At 68.9% G+C, this 21,001-nt stretch carries 18 protein-coding genes and 1 pseudogene; 7 read left to right on the plus strand and 12 right to left on the minus strand.

The features are described from left to right. Positions 1–14: 14 nt before the first annotated feature. The 8 genes and pseudogenes from ABT061_RS03785 to ABT061_RS03820 all read right to left on the minus strand — a co-directional run. Positions 15–782 (minus strand): ABC transporter permease, encoded by a 768-nt coding sequence (locus ABT061_RS03785; protein WP_350912310.1) that lies wholly within the window; start codon positions 780–782, stop codon positions 15–17. After that, positions 746–1,561: an ABC transporter ATP-binding protein gene (locus ABT061_RS03790; RefSeq protein ID WP_350912312.1), complete on the minus strand. Its 816-nt coding sequence runs from the start codon at positions 1,559–1,561 to the stop codon at positions 746–748. Before ABT061_RS03790 ends, ABT061_RS03785 begins: the two co-directional genes overlap by 37 nt. Then, a complete protein-coding gene (locus tag ABT061_RS03795; RefSeq protein ID WP_350912314.1) occupies positions 1,558–2,574 on the minus strand; it encodes an ABC transporter substrate-binding protein in 1,017 nt (338 codons plus the stop codon). The genes ABT061_RS03790 and ABT061_RS03795 overlap by 4 nt, the downstream gene beginning before the upstream one ends. Before the next feature lie 46 nt (positions 2,575–2,620). After that, on the minus strand, positions 2,621–3,355 hold the full coding sequence (locus ABT061_RS03800) for a GntR family transcriptional regulator (protein WP_350912316.1): 735 nt from the start codon (positions 3,353–3,355) through the stop codon (positions 2,621–2,623). Positions 3,356–3,956: 601 nt separating this feature from the next. After that, positions 3,957–4,295, minus strand: a complete 339-nt coding sequence (locus ABT061_RS03805) for a hypothetical protein (RefSeq protein ID WP_350912318.1) — start codon at positions 4,293–4,295, stop codon at positions 3,957–3,959. A gap of 565 nt (positions 4,296–4,860) precedes the next feature. Next, on the minus strand, positions 4,861–5,646 hold the full coding sequence (locus tag ABT061_RS03810) for a PqqD family protein (RefSeq protein WP_350912320.1): 786 nt from the start codon (positions 5,644–5,646) through the stop codon (positions 4,861–4,863). Next, positions 5,646–6,473, minus strand: coding sequence for an MbnB/TglH/ChrH family RiPP precursor modification enzyme (locus tag ABT061_RS03815; protein ID WP_350912322.1), 828 nt, complete (start codon positions 6,471–6,473; stop codon positions 5,646–5,648). The genes ABT061_RS03810 and ABT061_RS03815 overlap by 1 nt, the downstream gene beginning before the upstream one ends. A 352-nt stretch (positions 6,474–6,825) precedes the next feature. Beyond that, positions 6,826–7,083, minus strand: a pseudogene (locus ABT061_RS03820) (TetR family transcriptional regulator); the annotation flags it as partial. 149 nt (positions 7,084–7,232) lie between these two features. Between ABT061_RS03820 and ABT061_RS03825 the strand changes: the two are divergent. From ABT061_RS03825 to ABT061_RS03835, 3 genes are all read left to right on the plus strand, one after another. Next, positions 7,233–7,625 carry a VOC family protein gene (locus ABT061_RS03825; protein ID WP_350912323.1) on the plus strand — a complete coding sequence of 131 codons (393 nt, stop codon included), beginning with the start codon at positions 7,233–7,235 and terminating at the stop codon, positions 7,623–7,625. A 184-nt stretch (positions 7,626–7,809) separates the two neighbouring features. After that, a complete protein-coding gene (locus ABT061_RS03830) occupies positions 7,810–8,463 on the plus strand; it encodes a response regulator transcription factor (RefSeq protein WP_350912325.1) in 654 nt (217 codons plus the stop codon). 73 nt (positions 8,464–8,536) lie between these two features. After that, positions 8,537–9,739 carry a sensor histidine kinase gene (locus ABT061_RS03835; protein ID WP_350912327.1) on the plus strand — a complete coding sequence of 401 codons (1,203 nt, stop codon included), beginning with the start codon at positions 8,537–8,539 and terminating at the stop codon, positions 9,737–9,739. Between the two features lie 11 nt (positions 9,740–9,750). Here the strand turns inward: ABT061_RS03835 and ABT061_RS03840 are convergent, their stop codons facing one another. Next, complete coding sequence (locus ABT061_RS03840) at positions 9,751–11,148, minus strand: S41 family peptidase (protein ID WP_350912329.1); 1,398 nt, start codon at positions 11,146–11,148, stop codon at positions 9,751–9,753. 122 nt (positions 11,149–11,270) lie between these two features. Next, positions 11,271–14,174 (minus strand): HelD family protein, encoded by a 2,904-nt coding sequence (locus tag ABT061_RS03845; protein ID WP_350912331.1) that lies wholly within the window; start codon positions 14,172–14,174, stop codon positions 11,271–11,273. A gap of 349 nt (positions 14,175–14,523) precedes the next feature. On the opposite strand from ABT061_RS03845, the gene ABT061_RS03850 reads away from it, so the two are divergent. Next, complete coding sequence (locus ABT061_RS03850) at positions 14,524–15,159, plus strand: class I SAM-dependent methyltransferase (RefSeq protein ID WP_350912333.1); 636 nt, start codon at positions 14,524–14,526, stop codon at positions 15,157–15,159. A gap of 104 nt (positions 15,160–15,263) precedes the next feature. On the opposite strand, the gene ABT061_RS03855 is transcribed toward ABT061_RS03850, so the two are convergent. Further along, entirely contained in the window at positions 15,264–17,297 is a 2,034-nt protein-coding gene (locus tag ABT061_RS03855) for a hypothetical protein (protein WP_350912335.1), read from the minus strand. Between the two features lie 316 nt (positions 17,298–17,613). On the opposite strand from ABT061_RS03855, the gene ABT061_RS03860 reads away from it, so the two are divergent. After that, positions 17,614–17,745 (plus strand): hypothetical protein, encoded by a 132-nt coding sequence (locus ABT061_RS03860; RefSeq protein ID WP_350912337.1) that lies wholly within the window; start codon positions 17,614–17,616, stop codon positions 17,743–17,745. A 107-nt stretch (positions 17,746–17,852) separates the two neighbouring features. On the opposite strand, the gene ABT061_RS03865 is transcribed toward ABT061_RS03860, so the two are convergent. Further along, complete coding sequence (locus ABT061_RS03865; RefSeq protein WP_350912339.1) at positions 17,853–18,869, minus strand: hypothetical protein; 1,017 nt, start codon at positions 18,867–18,869, stop codon at positions 17,853–17,855. 533 nt (positions 18,870–19,402) lie between these two features. On the opposite strand from ABT061_RS03865, the gene ABT061_RS03870 reads away from it, so the two are divergent. Next, entirely contained in the window at positions 19,403–19,936 is a 534-nt protein-coding gene (locus ABT061_RS03870) for a hypothetical protein (RefSeq protein WP_350912341.1), read from the plus strand. A gap of 40 nt (positions 19,937–19,976) precedes the next feature. Continuing rightward, positions 19,977–20,993: a hypothetical protein gene (locus ABT061_RS03875; RefSeq protein WP_350912343.1), complete on the plus strand. Its 1,017-nt coding sequence runs from the start codon at positions 19,977–19,979 to the stop codon at positions 20,991–20,993. The last annotated feature ends 8 nt before the right edge of the window (positions 20,994–21,001 follow it).

Here is a 21,001-nt window from a genome sequence, read left to right on the forward strand (position 1 = left end):
TCCTAGCTGTGACATCAGTAGCCGCCCGCGGAGAAGAGGTAACGGCGCAGGAACGTCGACCCGATGCGCTTCCAGAGCCGGTCGACGATGAAGCCGAGGATTCCGAAGCACAGGATGCCGACGAAGATCTGGTCGGTCCTGAAGTAGGTGCGCGCGTTCCAGATGAGGAAGCCGATGCCGTTCTGCGTCGCGAGGGCCTCGGCCGCCACGATCACCAGGAAGGCGTTGGCGAGCGCCAGCCGCATACCGGTGAAGATGTGCGGGACGGTGGCGGGGAACACCACGGCCCGCAGCAGGGTGACCCGGCCCGCGCCCATGCTGCGCGCCGCGTTGAGCTTGTCGGGGTGCACCGAGGCCGCGCCGCTGGCGGTGTTCACCATCACGATGAACGCCGCCGAGTAGGCGACGAGGTTGACCTTCGACGCCTCCCCGATGCCGAACCAGAGAATGAAGACCGACACCAGCGCGAGTGCCGGGACGAACCGGAAGAAGTGAATGAACGGATCGACGATGGCCCTGGCGACCCGCGAGGTCCCGGCGAGGATGCCGAGCGGAATCGCGATCACCGATCCGAGGATCCAGCCCAGGAAGACCCGCTGCAGGCTGATCAGGATCGCGCTGCCGAGCGTGCCGTTCGAGATCAGCTCGACCGCGGCGTCGGCCACCGTGGTGGGCGGCGGGAACAGCGTCGGGTCGGTGCCGAGCGTCGCCAGCTGCCACAGGATGACGAACGCCACCACGGCGGCTACCGAGTAGAGCGAGGAACGGCGGAGTCGGCCCACAGCTTGTTCACCTCCTCCTCGATGTCGATCTCGACCTGGCGGGCGAGCTCGACGAATCCGGGGGAGAACTCGTCGCGCGGGTAGGGCAGGTCGACCTGGTACATGCTCTTGATCCCCGACACCGGTGGCGCGGACATCACCGCGATGCGCTGGCCGAGCAGTACGGCCTCGCGGATGTCGTGGGTCACGTAGATCACCGTCCGCACCTCCTCCCGCCACAGGCGCGACACCTCGTGCTGGAGGAGTTTCCTGGTCTGGGCGTCCAGGGCGGCGAAGGGCTCGTCCATCAGCACGATACCCGGCGAGACCGCCAGTACCCTGGCGATCTGCACGCGCTGCTTCATGCCGCCGGACAGCTCGTGCGGGTACTTGCCCGCGGCGTTCTGCAGCCCGACCTTGCGCAGGTAGTCGTCGGCGATGGCCGAGCGCTCCGCGCGGGGACGGCCCTGCATGCGCAGGCCGAACTCGACGTTCTGCTTGGCGGTGAGCCACTCCATCAGCGGCACGTCGACGTTCTGGAAGATCATCGCCCGGTCCGCCCCCGGCCGGGTGACCGGCCCCTCGGGCGTGCGGACGTCGCCCTCCGTCGCGTCGGCGATGCCCGCGATCAGGCGGAGCAGCGTCGACTTGCCGCACCCGCTGGGGCCGACGATCACGAAGAACTCACCGGCGTCGACGGTCAGGTCCAGGTGCCGCAGGACCCAGTCCCCGCGGCCTCCGGTGAAGTCGATGCCGATGTCGCGGAACGAGACGGCCTCGTTCCGACCGACGCCGGTCACTTGTCGACCTCGACCTTTTCTCCGGCCACGGCCCGCATGGCGGTGAGGTCCACGATCTGCGAGACGTCGGTGACGCCGGTGAGCTTGCCGATGTCGACCAGGTACTTCTGCAGGTTGACCAGCTGCTCCATCTGGTCCTTGCTGAGCCCGAGCCCGTAGCCCTGGCCGGGGATGCCGGTCTCCAGCGCCTTGACGTCACCCTTGGTGCCCGCCGCGACGATCCGCGCGGCCTCGGCCGGGTCGGCGGTGACCAGGTCGGTGGCCTTCTGGTACGCCCGCAGCACGCCCTCGACCGCGGCGGGGTTCTTGGCCACGAAGTCGGTCCCGCCGACCAGGAAGATCGACTGCACCTGGCGCACCGACTTGTCGTCGGTCATGATCGTGATGTTGGGGTCGGCGGTCGCCTGGTCGACGCCGTTCGCCCAGATCCAGGCCGCGTCGAGCTGGCCGGTCTTCAGCGCGCCGACGATCTCGAACAGGCCGGGCATGGACATGAGCTTGACGTCGCTCTGCGCGATGCCCTGCTGCTCCAGGTACTTCATGGTCACGTACGACTCCAGGGTGCCGTCGACGTAGCCGATGCGCTTGCCGACGAGGTCCTTGGCGCCGGAGATCCCCTTCGTCACGGCCAGCTTGTGGAAGCCCGGTGCCGGAGAGGCGATCGCGCCCAGGATCCGCAGCCTGTCGGAGGCGGCGCTCAGCGCGGCGAAGTCCAGCGCCGGCGCGAGATCGGCCTGGCCGGCGACGACGGCCTTCACCCCGTCGATGCCCTCCTGGTACATCTGCGACTCCACCTGGATTTTCTCCTCGGCGAAGTAGCCCTTCTCCTGGGCCACCCACATCTGGGTGCCGAGCAGGAAGTTGTTCGTGGCGATGCGGACCGTCGCCGGCGCCGCGCTCGTCCCGGTGCCGCCGTCGGCGGCGGGGGTGGTGCTACTGCCGCAGGCCGCAACTGCGAACAGTGCGATGGCTCCGATAGCTACTGAAAACGGGTGAAAACGCCTCGTGGACATGAGGACTCCGTGGATCTTGAAGGTGAATCGTGAAAAGCGGGGGCGGTCAGGTGCGCGCCGTACGGACGAATCTCAGTCGGACCGTGTCCGTCCGGTAGTGAATGTCGCTGAAGATCACTGGGTGCCCGGTCTCGCTGTAGCTGGACTGCACGGCGCGGAGCAGGGGAGTGCCGGGGGCCACCTTCAACAGGGCGGCGATCTCGCCGCTGGCTCCCGCGGCCTCCATCTGGACCTCCATCCGGATGACCCGGGTCCGTCCCATCCCTGACAGCAGGGTCAGCAGGTCGACGTTCACATCGGTCAGCGGGGTGAGGTCGAGTTCGCGCCCGTTGAGCAGGGTGGGCACGTAGTCGCGCAGGAAGACCGCCGGGGTCTCGTCCACGTCGAAGACCCGGTCGACCCGCCACACGGTGGCCACCCCGTCCAGCGCGAGGGCCTGGGCGACCTCGGCGTCGGCGCCGACCCGCTCGACCCGGCCGTGGGACACCGTCGGCTCGTGCCCGGCCGAGCGGATCGCGTCCCGGATCGGGATGATCGAGCTGGAGCCGATCACGACCGGCTCGGAGCTGTCGGCCACGAACGTGCCCACACCCCACCGCCTGACCAGCAGGCCCTCACTCCACAGCAGCCAGAGCGCCTCACGCAGGGTGGTGCGGCTCACGCCCCAGCGCTCGGCCAGGTCCTTCTCCGAGGGGAGCTGCGCACCCGGCTGAAGGTCGTCCGCGATGAAGACACGCAGCTCGGCCGCCACCTTGGCCGCGAGGTTCTCACGGATGACCACGTCGTTCCCTTCGCCAGACGTCCAGAGGTCCAACCTCTGCAGGCATATATATAGGGAAATCTAACTAAATGCAATGAGATGTTCACTTGAGTGAGCAGATGATCTATGGTGACCGTTTTCTGTGGGTTCACGAAGAAGATCCGGAAAGGCCGACATCGACCTGGGGAGGGGGAGCGAAGATCGACGGTGTCCCTGATGCGGTGATGAGCGGTCCGAACCTGCGGATCCGCCTGGGCGGCGTGCCGATCCGCGACACCGCACCCACGAACGGGCATGGGAACGTCGTGTGCGCCGGCGGCGATCCGGGTCCCTCGGAACCGCTCCTCGGGGGCGACCGGGCATGCCCCGATGAGGTCCGCCCCTCTCCCTCGCGCGATCACGGCCGGCGTGGCCGTGCCGTGAGGGGTGCCGGTCTCCGTTCCGTGCTCGCGTGCGTCGGGGCGAACGGCCCTTTGGTCAGGGGGACTTCGCGAGCGACGGCAGGGTACGCGAACAGCGGAGCTTCAGCCCGTGAAAGTCCTTGGGCTGGAGCTCCGCTTCTTCGTTCACGGCCGGTCCGACCGGTGAGACGCGTTTGACCGTGCGGTTCTGCTGTTCGTGGTTATCGGCAGAACCTGTCGTAGCCGTCGTCGTAGCCGTCCAGCCAGCCTCTGTCGTAGTCACTTATTCTTAGTGCGAGGCCGGGCAATTCTCCTGATTTCGCCCGTGGCCTTGAGCAGTCCTGGCCGGCGGCCCGGTAGCCGTCCCGGTAGCCGTTCCAGTACCCCCCTCTCGGGTCCCTGGCCGGTGGGGTCGGCTCCGTCACCCTGGCCGGCAGGGTGCTCACCGCCGGTGACGCGGGGTCCGGCGCGGCCGAGGCGGGTGAGATCGAGACCGGTCCGAGGGTCAGGACCGCGAGAAGCGCCGGACCGAGAACCATCAGCTGTCGCTTGCCGTACATGGGTTCCTCCTCTGAATGGCCGCGAGTGTGAATCACTTGGCGGCCATGGGCACCAGGCACGATATAAGGCGAACCGTTTACGGCAAGGGATCTGATTGCTCGCTTTCTCATTCTTGAAGTAGGTATGGGCGAAGCCAATTTCCCCGGGATTTCTGTTTGTTCCGGCGGCTTCCGGGAAACCGCGTACTGGACTCGGCCACGAGATCTCCCCGGGCGTGAACCGGCCGGCCACGGCAACTGGAAGAGGAGCGGGGTTGTCGACGCCCCGCTCCTCTTCTAGCCGTTGCCATGGTTATGGCTAATGACCACATCGGCTGCATCTGCTCCCACCACAGTGGTCCGGTGCCTGGTCGGAGGTGAGATCGACGATGGGCTCGAACACGAATGTTTGATCGGTGCTGACATCGACCGGTGTCTCTGTGCTCATGGGCTTCCTTTCACAGTGTGACCCGCTGTGGGCGGACCACAGCTCGACGACCCGTTGCCGGGCCGATTTCCGCGCCGTTCGAGTGACCTCGGTGAGGTCGGCGCGGAGCCTGATGGGGATGGCCCTCCAGGAGCCCTCTCAGTAACGGTCAGGTGTGAGGTTCAGCACGCCGGCCGCCGCGAACCGGGTGAGCATGCCGGTGACCTGGTCGGAGTCGGCGCCGACCTCCGCGATCACCGCCGCGATCACCTCCGCGACGTTCCGGGTGCCGTCGCAGCGGCTCAGCAGGGCGGCGGTGGCGTCGTTGATCCGGTAGACCCGGATGGCCGGCTCACCCCACCGGCGTTGCAGCAGGATCGACGTGTGCCGGGCGGGCAGTCGCGAGGGCGGCACCTCGGCGGTGACGTCGTGATCGAAGGAGGCGGTCCGGACGGTGGGGGAGACGCCGAGCATCCCACGTACCGGTCCGTCCGGCGCGCGGACCGGTTCTCCGGCTGCCTGGGCGGCCCGCCGGTCACCGGAGAGTTGCCCGCACAGCAGTTCATAGCGGGCGAAGTCAACCAGTGGCGCCGGCACCCGGCCGTCGATCCACGTCACCAGTTGCCCGGCCTCCCCGGAATCCACAACCCCCTCGCCCGGTCGCGGACGGCGAACGGTGGCGGCGGCGAACCCGTCCAGCAGCTCCGGATGGTGGGCCTTCAGCTCGGCGGCGGTGGCGGGCAGGCAGGCCGTCACCTTCTGTACCAGCTTGCTGCGGACGCTCTCGCCGGTGACCCGGAATCCCGCGGGGGAGGCGCCTGCCAGCATGGCCAGCTCGGCGTCGCTCAGCCCGTAACGGTGCCGCAGCCGGGCAGGGTGCTCACGCAACGTCGCCAGCTCGGCCTCGCGGGTCAGCACCGCGGCCAGGGCCTCCAGCAGGCCCATCAGACGCTCCCCGCCAGGAGGGTCCGGGCCCGGTCGATCTCCGCCAGCAGCTCGTACGGATCATCGGGGAAGTTCCGGTCCCGTTCCACCAGGGTGGCCTGAACGGTGGTGCGGCCCACCAGTTCGGCCAGCAGCTCCCACACCCGGGGCGGTACCGGTCCACCATGGGTGTCGAGGGACGGCTCGCCGTCGCCTGAGTCCTCACCGCCCGCCAGGTGCACCTGCGCCACCCGCTCCACCGGGATGGTGCCGAGGAACTCCAGCGGATCGAAATCGTGATTACGGGCGTTGATGTCGAGATTGGTCAGGTCCAGTAACAGATGACACTCGCAGTTCTCCATCACCTCGGCGATGAACTGCGCCTCGCTGAGCGGGCCGGCCAGATCCACGTAGTAGGTGATGTTCTCCAGCAGGAACGGCACCCCCACCGCGTCCTGCACCTTCTGCGCCCGGCGTCCCAGCCGGCGTGCCGTCTCCCGGGTACGGGGCAGCGGTACGAGCACCCCGAGCGCCACCTGATCGGTCCGGGTGAAACAGAGATGGTCGCTGAACCACGGCGCGTCGACCTCGGCGACCAGAGCCGCCAGCGCGTCAAGGTAGTCCCCGTCGACCTCGCGCTCCGACCCGATGGACATCTCCACCCCGTGCGGCACGATCGGGAACCGGGTGGCCAGCGCGCGCAACCGTTCCCGCCTGTCGGCCGGGGCGAACAGGAAGTGCTCAGTGATCACTTCCAGCCAGTCGATCCGGTCGGCATGCTGGTCGATCATCTCTGCGAGCTCGGCCCGGTAACCCAGGCCTGAGCCCAGCTCGCGCAATCCGAACACCGTGCACCCCCAAGATCCAGCGTGTGTCGCCATCCAGGGATCTCGCGTTGCCAGCTAGTCCGTCAGTACTCCCGAATGATTCCCGAGCCCGTTCCCACCACACTCCCCAGGCAGATAAATGCTGAATTATGCCGAAAAAAGCGGATATGCATAGAAATATGGAAAACGTTGATGATGAGTTGTCGGCGGCTGCGAAGATCTAAGCTTCGAAAGATCTTGGATATGCGGGCCGGGGATCCCTTCCCCGATTCCACGCGGAAAGGTGCCTCGTGAGGTGGCCGCGCCGAACCCGCCACCCGTCGCCGCGAACGGTGGCCGGGGCGGCGGCTCGGCGCCTGGCGGGTGCCGCCGGTCAGGGGGCCGGGAGCAGGGCGTGGGCGAGCCGGCCCGTGACCCGGTTCTCCCACTGCTTCGTGGTCCACGCGCATTCGCGGGTCATGACGAGGAACAGGTCCGCTGAGAGCAGGGCGACGGTGATGTCGACGACGTGCCTGAGGGGGCGGCCCTTGTCGCCGCAGTGGAAGTAGACGGTCGGGGCCGACACCCCGGCGGCGTCCGCGATCTCCTGAAAGGTCGTCCCGGTGTGGCCGTGGGTGACGAACAGCCCGTGCGCGGCTTCGACGACGCGGAGTCTGGTCCGCGCGGACCTTCGGTTCCGGCCGTTGACCTCTGACGCCGAACTATGGTCACACTTTAAAGTGTGATCTCAATAACTTCATATCCGCGTCGGCGCCTCCGCCGGCCGGGAAGGGGGGACCGATGACGGCCCTGGGCGGATTCCACCACGTCAAACTGCCGGTCTCGGACGTGCGCAAGAGCATCGAGTGGTACGGGCGGGTGCTCGGCCTTGACGTGGCGATCGAGTTCGTCGAGGCGGGCGTGCTGCGCGGTGTGGCGCTGCGCGACCGGGACGGCACCCTGATGCTGGCGCTGCGCGAGGAGCCCCGGCTGGCCGGGGAACTGCGGGGGTTCGACCCCGTCGCACTCGGCGTGCCGACCTACGACGCGCTGGTGGAGTGGTCGGATCATCTCGAGGCCGTCGGCGCCGCCCACTCCGGAATCGCCGAGGCCAGCATCGGATGGCTGATCAGCGGGGTGACCGACCCCGACGGCATCGAGATCCGCCTCTACACCCTGCAGAAACGCGAGTGAACCCACCGCTGACCACCGGCGGGCAGATCACCGAGGCCCAGGTCTCGACCGGCTCGACGAGGAGAACTACGGACCGGGGCATGAGCTCGTACGACCACCGGCGGACATGCCGGAAGCGGTGACGACAGAGGTGTGGCGCGGGCGTTAACGCCGTTGTTACCGGTGGTCGGATACGACTTCGATCATGCGGATACTGGTGGTGGAGGACGAGCGGGATCTGGCCGACCTGGTGGCCGTGGGGTTGCAGCGGCACGCGATGGCGGTGGACGTGGTCTACGACGGCGAGGCCGCGGTGGAACGGCTGGCCGTCAACGACTACGACGTGCTGGTGCTGGACCGGGACCTGCCCGGGATACCCGGCGACGTGATCTGCCGGGATCTGGTGCGGGCCGGGGCACGTACCCGCATCCTGATGCTGACCGCGGCCGCGTCGGTGCCCGAACGGGTCGCGGGGCTGGGGTTGGGGGCCGACGACTACCTGCCCAAACCCTTCGACTACACCGAACTGGTGGCGCGGGTGCGGGCCCTGGGGCGGCGCAGCCAGGCGCCGCTGCCACCGGTGCTGGAACGGCACGGGATCGTGCTGGACCCCCAGCGGATGCAGGTCTCCCGCGACGGCCGCTTCCTGAGGCTGTCGCTGAAGGAGTACGCGGTGCTCGAAGTGCTGATGCGGGCGAACGGGAGCGTGGTGAGCGCCGAGACGCTGCTGGAGTCGGCCTGGGACGAGCACGTCGACCCGTTCACCACCGTGGTGCGCGTCATCATCAGCCGGTTGCGTGCCAAGCTCGGCGACCCGCCTTGCATCAGGACCGTGCCGGGCGCCGGGTACCTGCTTTGACCCGGCGTACGGTCTGGGAACGCGCGGCGCCGGATGTCCGCCGTGACCCGGCATACGGTCTGGGAACTTCGCCGTGACCCGGCACGCGGCCTGGAAACCCTTCGGCACGGTACGAGCGCGCCTCACCCTGCTGTACACCGGCCTGTTCCTGGTCACCTCGACGATCCTGCTCATCGTGGTGAACCTGCTGCTCACGAGCGCGCTGGAGAGCCGGGTCAGCTCCGTCGTGGAGGACTTTCCGCCCTTCGGCGAATTACCCGCGCCGAGGGCACCCGGGGCGCCCGGGTGCCCCGGGTGCCTGGTGCGGCCCGAGGTCGTCGACACCATGAACGCTCTGTCCGGTGCGGTGCTGCGGTACCAGTGGACCGTCAGCGCGATCGTGATCGCCGTGCTCACCGTCGTCTCGGTGGCCGCGGGCTGGTGGCTGGCCGGGCGGATGCTGAGCCCGCTGCGGCACATCACCGCCACCGCGCACCGTCTCTCCCTGTCCAACCTGCACGAGCGGATCGCGCTGGCCGGTCCCCGCGACGAGCTCACCGACCTCGCCGACACCTTCGACGCGATGCTGGAACGGCTGGAACGGTCGGTGGACAGCCAGCGCCGTTTCATCGCCAACGCCGCCCACGAACTGCGGACCCCGCTGGCCGTCCAGCGGGCCGCGATCCAGATCGGGCTGGACGACCCGCTGCCGGCCCGGCTGATCCCGGTACGGGAGAAACTGCTGACCGCCAACCGGCGGACCGAGCGGCTGATCGACTCGCTGCTCCTGCTCGCCCAGGCGGAACACGGCCCAGACAGTATGGAGCCGGTGGCCCTCGACGCGCTGATCCGCCAGACGGTCGAGGAGACGGCCGCCGACGGTGCCGTCATGGGTGTCGTCATCACCTCGGACACCCGGCCGGTCGCCGTCGCGGGTGACCCGGTGCTGCTCGGCAGGCTCCTGACCAACCTGCTGCAGAACGCGGTCCGCTACAACCGTCCCGGCGGGACCGTGCACGTCGGTCTCACCGAGGCGGGTGTGCTGACCGTCCGCAACACCGGCCCGGACGTGCCCGCCGAACGGATCGCCGAGCTGTTCCAGCCGTTCCGCAGGCTGCACTCCCGGACCCGGAGCGCCGACGGCGCCGGTCTCGGCCTGTCCATCGTGGCCTCGATCGCCCGGGCCCACCACGCCGCTCTCGCCGCCCGGCCCAACCCCGGTGGCGGCCTTGAGCTGACCGTGAGGTTCCCCGTCCCCTCAACCGGAACGGAGCCCGGCAACCGCCGGGCTCCGTGATCGAGGAGGGCCTACTTCAGCAGGGTCAGGGCCTTCGCGACGCCCGGGTCGCGTCCGGTGGACAAGTCCGCGGAGGTCATCGGGGCCTGGTGGTCGGGGGCGACGCCGATGGTGTTGACGACCTCCCGGTTCGCTCCGATCTCGTGGATCCTGGGCAGGATGAGGATGCTGCCGTCGTCGAGCAGATAGCCGGCTCCGGGGCCGGACACCGCGCCGGCGGTACGGGTGCCGACCAGGGTGCCGAGGCGGAGATCCTTGACCGTACTGGTGAAGGAGTCGCACGCCGAGGCGCAGTTGCGGTCGATGAGCGCGACCAGGGGCAGGCCCAGCAGTGGCACGGTGTCGTCGCTCCGGTTGGCGGTGCAGCGGTCGCGCACGTCGCACCAGTAGCTGGTGGCCTTGCCGTGCGACCAGGCGCCGAGCAGCCTGGCGACCTCCTGCGGGCTGCCGCCGCCGTTGCCGCGCAGGTCCAGCACCACCCCGCGCAGGGTCGCCTGCTCGCGCAGGGAGGCGATGGCCTGCAGGACCTTGTCCGCCGCGCCGGGGAAGAAGGCCGGCAGCGCGACGTAGGCGACGGCGCCGGACAGCAGCCTGGACTCGACCTTCGGCTCCGGTCCCGAGACGGGTGCGGGCGTCACCGAGGCGGTGACGGTGCCGCCGGTGGAGGGACGGCGCAGGGTGAGCCGGATCGCCTTCCCCGCCGGGGGCCTGATGATCCCGTCAAGGACCCCCTGGGAGAGCACCCCGTTGACGAAGAGCGGCACCTCGTCGACCGCGACGAGCTCGTCGCCCGGCCGGATCCCCGCCTTGGCGGCCGGGCCGTCAGGAAGAACGTCGGTGACGAAGGCCGGCGGGGTGGCCGCCGGATCGGCCACTCCCGGAGGACGGATGCCGGAGAGGCGGGCGCCGAGCGACACTCCGTCAGGAGTCGGACGACCCCAGTTCGCGTGGTTGTCGTCGAGGCTCTTCACCATGCCCCGCATCGTCGCCTCCGCGACCGCCTGCCGTACCTCGGGGTCGGCCGGCAACGTGTCGACGACCTTCTGGTAGACGGTGCGGAACGCGGCCCAGTCGGCGTCCTTGCGGCCGGTGAGCGCCGGCAGCGTCGCGTTCGGCCGATCCAGCCCGCGGCGCTGCAACTCCTGGGTGAGCGCGGTGAACGCGGGCACCAGCAGCGCGCGGGGGTCCAGGACCGGACCGCTGTAGTAGTTGGCGAAGACGCAGCGGTACGCCTGCTCGATGGTGGTGACGGTGGTCGGCTTCAGCGCCGGAGGTCCGGACGGGCCGGACGGGGGCGTGCACGCCGGTGGCCGGCCGCCGGCCGCGCGGTCGGCGCTCGCGCCGGTGGCCCCGGAACCGATGAGGGCGGCCAGCGCGACCGCGACGACGAACGATTTCCTGTTTCTCATGCCGCCGAGCATCGCGATCATGCCGTTGCCGGGATGTGAACGCGAACGTTAACACCGCCGTAGCGGTCCCTCCGGTAGAGAGCACCGCGCTCGGGCGGGGTGATCCACCCGGCCGCGGCGGGTCAGCCCGGAGCCTGGCCGAGGGCGGTGGCCAGATCCTCCCCGGCCCATCCGGTGCCGTCTCTCCAGATCGTCGCGATGTCGAAGCCGGTGGTCAGCATCGCCGGCGCCCACGCGGGCTCGGGGGCCTGGGGGAGCACAAGGAAGAGGTGCTCCGCGCGGTCCCCGCCGACGTGCTGGACCTCCATGATCCGCAGTACCGCCTCGCGCATCCGCTCGTAGGTGTGCCCGCCCTCTCCCAGAACCTCGTACAGGACCGCTCCCCGCGGACCCTTGCAGGTGATGTCGGCGAGAGGGGACTGCGAGGGGGCGAGCCTGGCCCCGTGCAGCTCGGCGATGAGCCGGTAACGCACCTGCTCGTGGACGTGGCACTGCCTGTCGGCGCCGACCCGCTCCTCCAGCGAGGAGGCGAAGGACCGGAAGCTCTCATCCGTGGCCGGGGTGTCGGGCCTCATCGTGATGTTCTCCTCGGCGCCGGTGGGTTCCTCCGGTACGGGGTGTGCCGATCCGTTCTGCGCGGTGATCGTGGCAGTGATCGGTTTCCCGGGCATGGTGAGCGTTGAGGTGGCGAGTTCTTTCGGTACGGGGTGTGCCGACCCGTTCTGCACCGTGATCGTGGCAGTAGCCGGTTCTTCCGGCGCCGCGAGCGCCGGCGCCTCCGGTCCGCCCAGCACCTCGGGGAGCGGCGCCGCGTGGACGACGGTGAGCGACTGGGTGCACCTGGTGATCGCCACATAGAGCCGGCGCGGTCCCGCGGGCCCCTGGTCGGCGATGGCGGCGGGTTCGACCACCACGACGTGGTCGAACTCCAGGCCCCTGGCCATGGTCGCGGGCAGCACGCTCACCGGCGGCACGTCGTCCGCCGCGACGGTTCCCTGCAGCGCCGCGACCTTCCGCTCCAGCTCCTCCAACAGCACGGTGCCGTCGGGGGCGATCAGCGCGACCGACCGCGACCGCTCCAGGTCGGCCGTGGCGAGATCCAGCGCCCGCGCGAGGGCCTCGTCCGCCAACCGCTCGGGTCCGGTCCGCGCGATCGTCAGCGAGGTCTCGTCGGCGGGGCGTACCGACACCGGGACCGTGGTGGACAGGGACACGGCCCTGGCCAGCGGCGCCGCGAACCGCATGACCTCGTCGGGGACCCGGTAGCCCACGGCCAGCTCGGCCAGGTGCCAGCCGTCGCGCCCGCTCAGGATTCCGGCGAGCCGTCCCCACACGTCGTACTGGCGGACGCCGGTGGTCTGGGCGAGGTCGCCGAGCACGGTCATCGAGCCGCCGGGGCAGCGGCGGGCGATGGAGCGCGCCTGCATGGGGGTGAGATCCTGGGCCTCGTCCACCACGATGTGCCGGTAGCGGCGTGGCTCGTCCCCGGACAACAGGTGGCGCAGCTCCTCAAGGCAGACGAGGTCGTCGAGAGTCCAAGGCTCCTCGGAGGCACGGCTCACCCGGGGGCGCAGCACCGCCTCCCGCTCCTGTTCGGTCAGCACGCCGGGAGCCGCCGCGTGGATCGCGTCCGGGTCGTTCAACGTCCTGCGCAGGATGGTCTCGGCGTTGAGTGCGGGCCACATCGCGTTGATCAGGGAGGCCACCCGGCCGTGCTTCTCGATCCCGGACCGCAGGGCGCCGTCCGGGCGCTGCCCGGGAAGCGCCTTGGCGTACCTGCTCAGCAGGCGGTCGACGAACGTGTCGACGAACTTGCGGCGGCGGACCAGGTAGGGGCCGCTGGAGTCGCGCGCCTCGACGGCGAGCGCCTCGATCTCGGCGCCGGGAAGCGTCAGCGCGGCTCCCCGGTACGGGGTGCTGAAGACGTCGTCGCTGATGTGCGAGGCCGGCGCCTCGGGCCGGATGCCGCTCTCGACGACGCGGCGCAGCACCTCGGCCATCCGCTCGTCCGACTTGACCAGGTGCGCCGCGGGGGTGTCGACGGCGCGGACCTCGCCGTCCCAGAGCCGCGCCACCTCCACCGTCGCCACCCCCCGGCTGCCGAGCCTCGGCAGGACCTGGCTGACGTAGCGCAGGAACCCCCGGTGCGGCCCGATCACCAGGACGTCGTCCGGGGTGAGCCCCCGGTTCGTCGGGTCCAGCAGCCAGATGACGCGGTGCAGGCCGACCGCGGTCTTGCCGGTCCCCGGGCCGCCCTGCACGACCAGCACCCCCGGCCGTCCGTCGGAGACCAGGTCCAGCTGGTCTCGCTGGATGGTCTCCACGATGTCGCGCATCAGCCCGTCGCGGGCCCGGTCGAGGTCGGCGAGGAGGAAGGCGTCGGCGTTCTCGCCGGGCGGTTCCTCGGTGGGGGAGACGGCCTCGGGGACCTCCTGGAGTCTGCGGTTCGCGACCCGGGGCCGGATGTCGTCGAGGTAGTCGGTCACCGTGCGCCCGTGCAGGCGCAGCTTGCGGCGGAGCCGGATCTCGCCGGGGCGGGAGGCACGGGCCTTCATCCAGCGGACCGCCTGCTCGGTGGTCCAGCTGATCACGACGAGATCGCCCTCGGCGTCGCGGACCGCGCGGCGTCCGATGCGCCAGGTCTCCTGGCCGTCCGGGTCGTCGGCGACGTCGACGCGCATGAAGACGAGCGGTTGCTCGCCGAGGTCGTCCTCCACCCCGAACTCGGGGGGCACGTCCGGGACGAAGGGGAGGCCGGTGTCGGGGTGCTCCTGGCCGTGCGTGCTCCTGACCCGGTCGGCGCCGAGCCGTCTGCGCTCGACGCAGTCGTACGCGTGGTCGACGGCGCGCTGCTCCTCGGCGATCACGACGATGCGCTCCTCGTGCGGGATCACCAGGGCACGGATGCCCGCGCCCGGCCCGCTCGTCTGGTCGCCACTCGCCGCTCCGGCGGCGCGGTCACCACTGGCCGCCAGGGCGACGGGGTTGCCGCCCCGGGTCAGGGTGGCACGGTCGACGCTGCCCATGTTTCCTCCGAGGTCGGTGCCCGGCGGCACTGCTGGACTGGGGTTTCCCGCGACGGGACGCGCGGCCCGAACCGGACCGGAGCGAGGGGACTCCGCTCGGTAATCCGATCGAGTGTGCGCCGCGTCACACTCATGGACCGTAGACCATCTTCCGAGAAATGTGAACTGAACGCACAAAGATTTTTTATGTGAACCTAAGTCCTGAGTGTTGTCTTCACGATGAACTCTTCCCGGGAGGACATCCCCGGCCAGGCGCCGGTTGTGCGGCGTCCACCCGCGAAACGACCGTGGTCGTCCACCGCTGAGTCGCTCAGCCGCGTGGCAGCCGCCGTAGAGTTACCTTGAAATCATGACGAACTCCTCAATGCAGGACACGCGGTCGCGTCGATACTGGGACAGGCAGGCCGACTCGTACGACCGGCGGATGGAGTTCGTCGAGCGCCGCTTCTTCGCCGGCAGCCGTCCGTGGCTGTGCGGGCAGGCGTCCGGCGACACCCTGGAGGTGGCGGTCGGCACCGGGATGAACCTCGCCCACTACCCAGGAGACGTCCGGCTGACCGGGGTGGAGTGGAGCGCCGCCATGCTCGCGGTGGCCCGGCGCCGGGCCGAGACTCTCGGCCGGGCGGCCGACCTGCGGCAGGGCGACGCGCGCGCACTGACCTTTCCCGACGAGCGCTTCGACACGGTCGTCTGCACGTTCTCACTCTGCGGCATCTCCGACGAGCGGGCGGCGCTGGAGGAGATGGCCCGGGTGCTCAAACCGGGCGGCCTGCTGCTCCTGGCCGACCACGTGGCCTCGTCGTCCTGGCCGTTGCGAATGGGGCAGCGGCTGGTCGACCTCTTCAGCGTGCCGGCGGCCGGCGAGCACTACTGCCGCCGGCCCCTGATCGGGGTGCGCGAGATGGGATTCGCGGTGGAGCGGCACGAGCGTTTCAAACTCGGCACCGTCGAGCGGTTCGCGGCCAGGAAACCGGCCGCCGGGTAGCGGCCTTTCGCCCGGCCGCGTCGGCAGACCGGGCTCAGCCCGCTGGCCTACCGGCGGCGGTTCGGGCCGGATGCCGAGCCGGCCCCGGCGGGCTGAGCTCCCGGTCAGTTGGTACGGGTGTTGGGGAGGTGCTCGCCCAGGTAGCCGATCCAGATCCTGCCGGTGGTGCCGGCGGAGTCGTCGTGGAAGTACATCCGAGGGGCCGGGTACCCGACGGACCGGAGCTTGATGTGCGACTCCATCAGGACCTGCCCGCTCGGATGCACCTCGGGCGGGACGGCGAACCTGCGGGGGGCGCTGAACTTGGCACGGGTGACCACGCTCTTCGACTCGCGCATGGAGAGCATCCCGGTGGGGATGGTGCGGCGACCGGGAGAGTCACCGGCGCACCAGTCGTAGAAGCCGCCCGCGAACCTCCCGCCGGACCGCGCCCCCGCGAAGTCGTCCAGGGCGCGCAGCGCGTCCCATGCCTTCGCCGCCCAGGTACGGCACTGGATGTGATGCTCCAGGTCCAGCCGGGCGGCGGCGCCGTCGGTGTCGCCGACACCGATGTGATGCAGGCTCTCGCGGGCCTTGGCCAGAACCTCGACCAGGCCGCCGGGTTCGAACACCGGATCGTCCTCGGTCACCCCGTACACCGGCTGGCCCGCCTCGGCGAGCCTGCGCTCCAGCCAGCGGACCCGCTCGGCGAGCTTCCTGGCGCTCGTGACGGCCTCGGCGTACTCCTCGTTGAGCAGCCGGTGCTCGTCGCGGAGGTTCTTCTCCGTCTCGGTGGCAGGCCCGTCGCCGCGCCGTTCCGCGACGATGTCACGCAGGCCGGAAAGGTGCGCGCCGAGCACGCGGATCTCGCGGAGCACCTGGCCGGAGTCGCCCGCGATCTGTGACGAGGTGGCGAGTCCCAGCGCCGTCTCCAACTCCCCGCGCAGTTCCTTGACCACCATGTCCGCGACACTCTGGGCGACCTCCGCCGCGGCGGAGACCGGCCCGGTTTCCACGGTCCCCCCGGCCGCCTCTGCAACTGCCTCCGCAACTGCCTCCGCAGTGGCCTCCGCGGTGGTTTCCGCGGGGGTGACGGTTTCGGCCTTCGGGACGGTAGGACGCCTGGTCATGGCCATCATCCGCCGCCGCATCTCCTCACGGGCGAAATCGACCTTCGAGGGCCGGGGTGCGGCGGCGTCGGCGATCTCGCCCAGTTCGGCCCGTCCGGCGAGTACGCGGTGGACGACATCGAGCGTGCGCCGCACGTCGTCGGGGACCTTGCGATGTGCGGTCTCACCGATCACCCCGTCGACGATCCGGTCGAGGGCGGCGGCGCCCCGGCCGCGGATCGCGGCGTCGCCCATGGGCGGGTGCCGGCGGGGATAGTGCTCCCCGGCGGGATCGAAGGGGGCGAAGTAGGTGCGGATCGCCCCGCCGAACACGCCCAGCTCCGGGCCCATCGCCTCGTTGAACCGGTCCTGGGCGCGCAGGTCGGCCAGCCGTACGACCAGGCCCGCGCCGGCGACGCCGTCGGCCAGATGATCGGCGCGCTCCCGCGCCACCTCGGGGTCGCGAGGGTCTGCGGAGATGACCAGTATCGGTACCCGGCGTCGGGGCTCGGTCATCACGGAGACGAATCGCTGCACGTCGTCCTCGGTGAGGAGCACCGCGGCGCCCTCCACCTGGACGGCGCCGTCACTGATTCGCGCGGTGTTCAGGTACGCCGGGAGGAAACCCGGCGCCTTCACCATCGCCGGTTCCGGTTGCTGTTCGGCTCCTTGTTTCCCGCGCTGCTTCGCGCTCCGTCTCCCGGTCCGGTCCGGTTCCCGCCTCGCGGCCGGGTCAGGTCCCCCGTGCTGCTCCACGGTGACGACCACCCATCCGGTCATGTTCGGCGTCGATTCGGTGTAGGTCACCCGGGTCCGCAGGCGCCCCTGCCCGTACGGCTCGTCCAGCGTGTAACGGCCGCAGTCGCCGCGCCGCTCCATCACCAGCCGGGCCCCGCCGGCCTCGGCCTCGTCCTTCACCACCGCGGCGCTCGGCGGCGGGAACCCCTTCCGTACGACCCAGTCGGAGAAGCTGCGGCGCAGCCGGATCGAGATCGGAGGGGTGGGGTCGCGCAGCACCGCCTGATATAACCGCGTCACATTCGACGTCATGATCACGACACCTTCATCAACATCGGGGAGTACGGCTCGCGTCCGGTGAATGGGCGTCGGCGCGTACGAGGTTGGATGTCAGCGAGGCCCGAAGGTTCCCGCAGGTGCGCATAGTGCGGCATGAACGCTTATTTGGGAGGGGGTTCCGCAATATCGGTGGTTAATAGGGCGGTATCGGGTGCTTTAGGGGCGTTGTGGCAGACCTCGATCGTGAGGCGATGCGAGCAGCAGGGGAGCCGTCGCTCACCCCCGCCTGAGGGTCCACCGCCGGCCATCCAGGGCGCGGTCCAGGCAGTTCGCCGTCGTCGTGTGCGTGATGACGAAGCCGTCGCGCTCGGCGCTGCGGGGCACCTTCCACCTGGTGTCACACGCGCCGATCAGCGCTTTGGAGTTGAAGCCGCCCTCCCCGAGCGGCAGTGTCTTCGCGGCTCAGGAAAGGCTCCTCTGATAGATGAAACACCTTTTTGTGATGTCTAGTGATTTGTGTCCTTGCTTCCTGATTGCTTCGTCCGGATCTGTCCGGAAAGGAGCGTTCGACGCGCGAGCATGGGGGAGTTACTCATCGACTGGCTGTCGGAGGGGTGGGGAGGGGGTGGATTCCTGCAGGGTTCCCGCCGAAGGCTTCAGCGTCGACGGATTGGATTTGGGGTGGAAGGTGATGGGCACGCTGGTGTGCACGACTGCGTTCCCAGTGATCGTCTGGCCGTCACGCTGTTTCCAGATCTCGAAGTGATAAAATCCTTCGGGGACATCGACCCATTTGTGGTGCTGCCAGGAGTTGCAGGTGAACTGCGCGACGGTGCCGATCGGCCGCAGGGCCATCCAGTACGTGGTGACCCCTGACGGGCAGGTGAGGTTCGACCAGACCTCGATGTCGCCACTGACGGTCTGGGTCCAGTCCCCCGAGAAGATGCGCATGGTCATGCTCTCGATGTTCATCGGGAAACCGCGTCCGGAAGCTATCGGCGCCGGGCTGGCCGCCGGAGACGAGGTGGGAATGACCGGGGAGGAATCGAGCTTCGCGCGGGTCGGCAGGGCTTTTTCCGTCACCCAGACCCCGGCGATCACTACTGCGGCCAGCACGGTGATCCTCGCCACGGCGTGCACCGACTTCTTCCGCCTGGACGGCGCCGCTGCCATGGTGGCCCGAGCCAGCGCCGACCAGCGGTCCACCCAGGGGGCAGGGTCGGCCCCGCACGCCGAGGTGTAGGCCCTGACGAACTCCAGCGACGGCAACGGCCCGGTTGGAACGAGGCGCCGCGCCAGGAAGCTGGAATGACGCCCCATATGTGCGCCGACCTCTTTGAATGAGGAGTTTCCCCGCAGCCGGCGCAGGTCCTCAATGAATCTTCTCGCCTCCGGAATCGCCGGCGCCTCAGGGTTTACTACCACCCCTTTTTTCCGTTGTGTGGCGACCTGATCAAATGCGAGGGCGGCTGCGAGCAACGCGACCACCAGGCCGGCCGAACTGGATATCTGGTCCGCGGCCTCCAGGCCGACGTGCACATAGATGGTGATCGCTACGGAGGTCACACCCGCTACTGCCGCCCAAATGGCAAAACGCGCGTTCATGGCGATATTATGGATCACTCACAGAAGAAAATTAACCTGTTGGCGGACAGGGCCTGGCCGTTCCCCGCCACGGGTCCGGTCGGATCCGGCATCGGGGCCTCCGGACCGCGGCGAGTGTGACCGGAAAATAGGGTGCGTGCCGATTTGATCACCCGTAATGTCATGAACGCACCTCCCGGTGCGCAGGTGACGGTTACTTCCACTTTTACTGATCTTTAATTTGTGGCGTCGACTCCTGTTGTGATGGTCAGGCCGGTCTCCAGGTCCAAGGGCTCTCCCCTCCTGGCCGCCTGACGCAGCCCTGACTGGAAGCTCTCGGCGAGCCCTTGGTTTTGAAGGTCGAGGATTTCTCGGCGATGCCGACCGGCCGGCGCACGGTGTGCGAGACGACGCGGCGACGGTCGCGAGAGCGCAAAAGACGATCACCCCAAATGCGGTCGAATGCAGTGGTGTCCAATGTGGTTACATGACCGTATTTATACCTCTTTGTCGTAGTGTGGGGATTTCTCGCGCCGAACGACGGAGGAACCGGCATGGAAATCAAGCCGCAGGCGGTTGTCATCCCCAAGGAAACCGACCATCTCGAGCAGGGAAAATACGGCCCTGTCTTTCCGAGGACCCCGGCGTGCTACGGGTTCACCATCATCGCGAAGGTAAAGCCCGGCCGCGCCGAGGCGATACGCAACTACGGTTACACGCTGGCCAAGGCGCTGGAAGGCGACTCGAACCTCCTCGCGCCGCTCAAGCTGCACTATCTGCGCTGGGTGCTCTTCGACGACGACACGCGTTTCATGTACCAGGGCATCTTCGACACCGACTTCGACAAATACACCGAAGACGCCATCATGCTGTTCAGCAGGGCGGGAGTGAGCACGGCCTTCGAGAATCTCGAGGGTTTTCCCGAAGACTGGAGAACCAATCCGGAGGCGTTCATCAGGTTCGTGCGCGAGCACCACTGCCCCAGCTTCATCGAGTACGGGGAATATCCGTACGTCACCGCCGACGAGATCAAAAAGGCTCTGCGAATCAAGGGTGCCCTTTCGGAGATGCTCGACCAGCTGCAGTGATATCGGGCCCCCGCATGTCCCGCTGTAGATCGGAGATGAAATGAACGAATTCAGGACCGCGCGCACCTACAACCAGAACCACGTGCCGCGCGAATACACTCCGGGCCGGCGACGGGTGAGCATCTACGTCGCATGGAGCTATCCAGCCGAGGCCGGCAGGAACCCGGCCGAGCTCGACAACCGGTTCTCCACGATGACCGAGGTCCGGCGCGTGGCCTGGCCCGCCTACGAGGAACCGAAGTGGTCCGACCCGATGCGGTTCCAGCAGGGCATCGCGGGGACGCTGGAGCTGTTCTTCTGGGCCTGGGTGCCGTTCCAGCAGTTCGTCGAGGAGACCACCGGGCACCCCGTGCCGGTCTATCAGCGCGTCGACCAAGCCGGTTTCCAGACTCCGCTCGACGACCGGGTGCTGGCCGACACCGACACCCTGTTCGTGTTCGGGCTGGATCACATGATCACCGGGCAGGACGCCGCGCCCGAGGAGATCGAGGCACTGCGCGAGTTCCTCCGCCGGGAGGGAACCTGCCTGGTCCTGGGGCCGCATCACGACGTCGGCGCCTCGGAGGACCTGGCCGTGCGCGACGTCGAGTACCACCACCACGGCGACCCGCTTGTCCCCCGCCAGCAGCGGTTCGGCAGGTACACCCGATCCTTGATGGAAGGGCTCGAAGTGCCCGTCGAGAACCGCTACGGGCTGCGCCCCGCGGTGCGGGAACCAGGCAAGATCGCCCCGCTGTCCATCACCGGGGATCTGGACACCAAGGGGTGGCTGGACGGGGTGACCACCTTCAACTTCCACATGCACCTGCCGCACTACGCCGTGACGACCGACGACCCGGACGTCATCCATGTGCTGGGCAGGCAACCGGTCGACAGGTCCAGGCCGCACCCGTTCACGGAGGCCGGAAACACCGAGTTCAACATGTTCCTATGGATGCCCCCGCGCGGTGAGCGGGCCGGCGACATCCTCATGGCGGACTCCACGATCTTCAGCTCGTTGTTCGGCGGCGACGAGAGCCTGCGCAATTTCTGGAGAAACCTCGTCTCGCTCAAGTAGTCCCACGG

It is taken from the genome of Streptosporangium sp. NPDC002544, from assembly GCF_040295965.1.
Lineage (GTDB): Bacteria > Actinomycetota > Actinomycetes > Streptosporangiales > Streptosporangiaceae > Streptosporangium.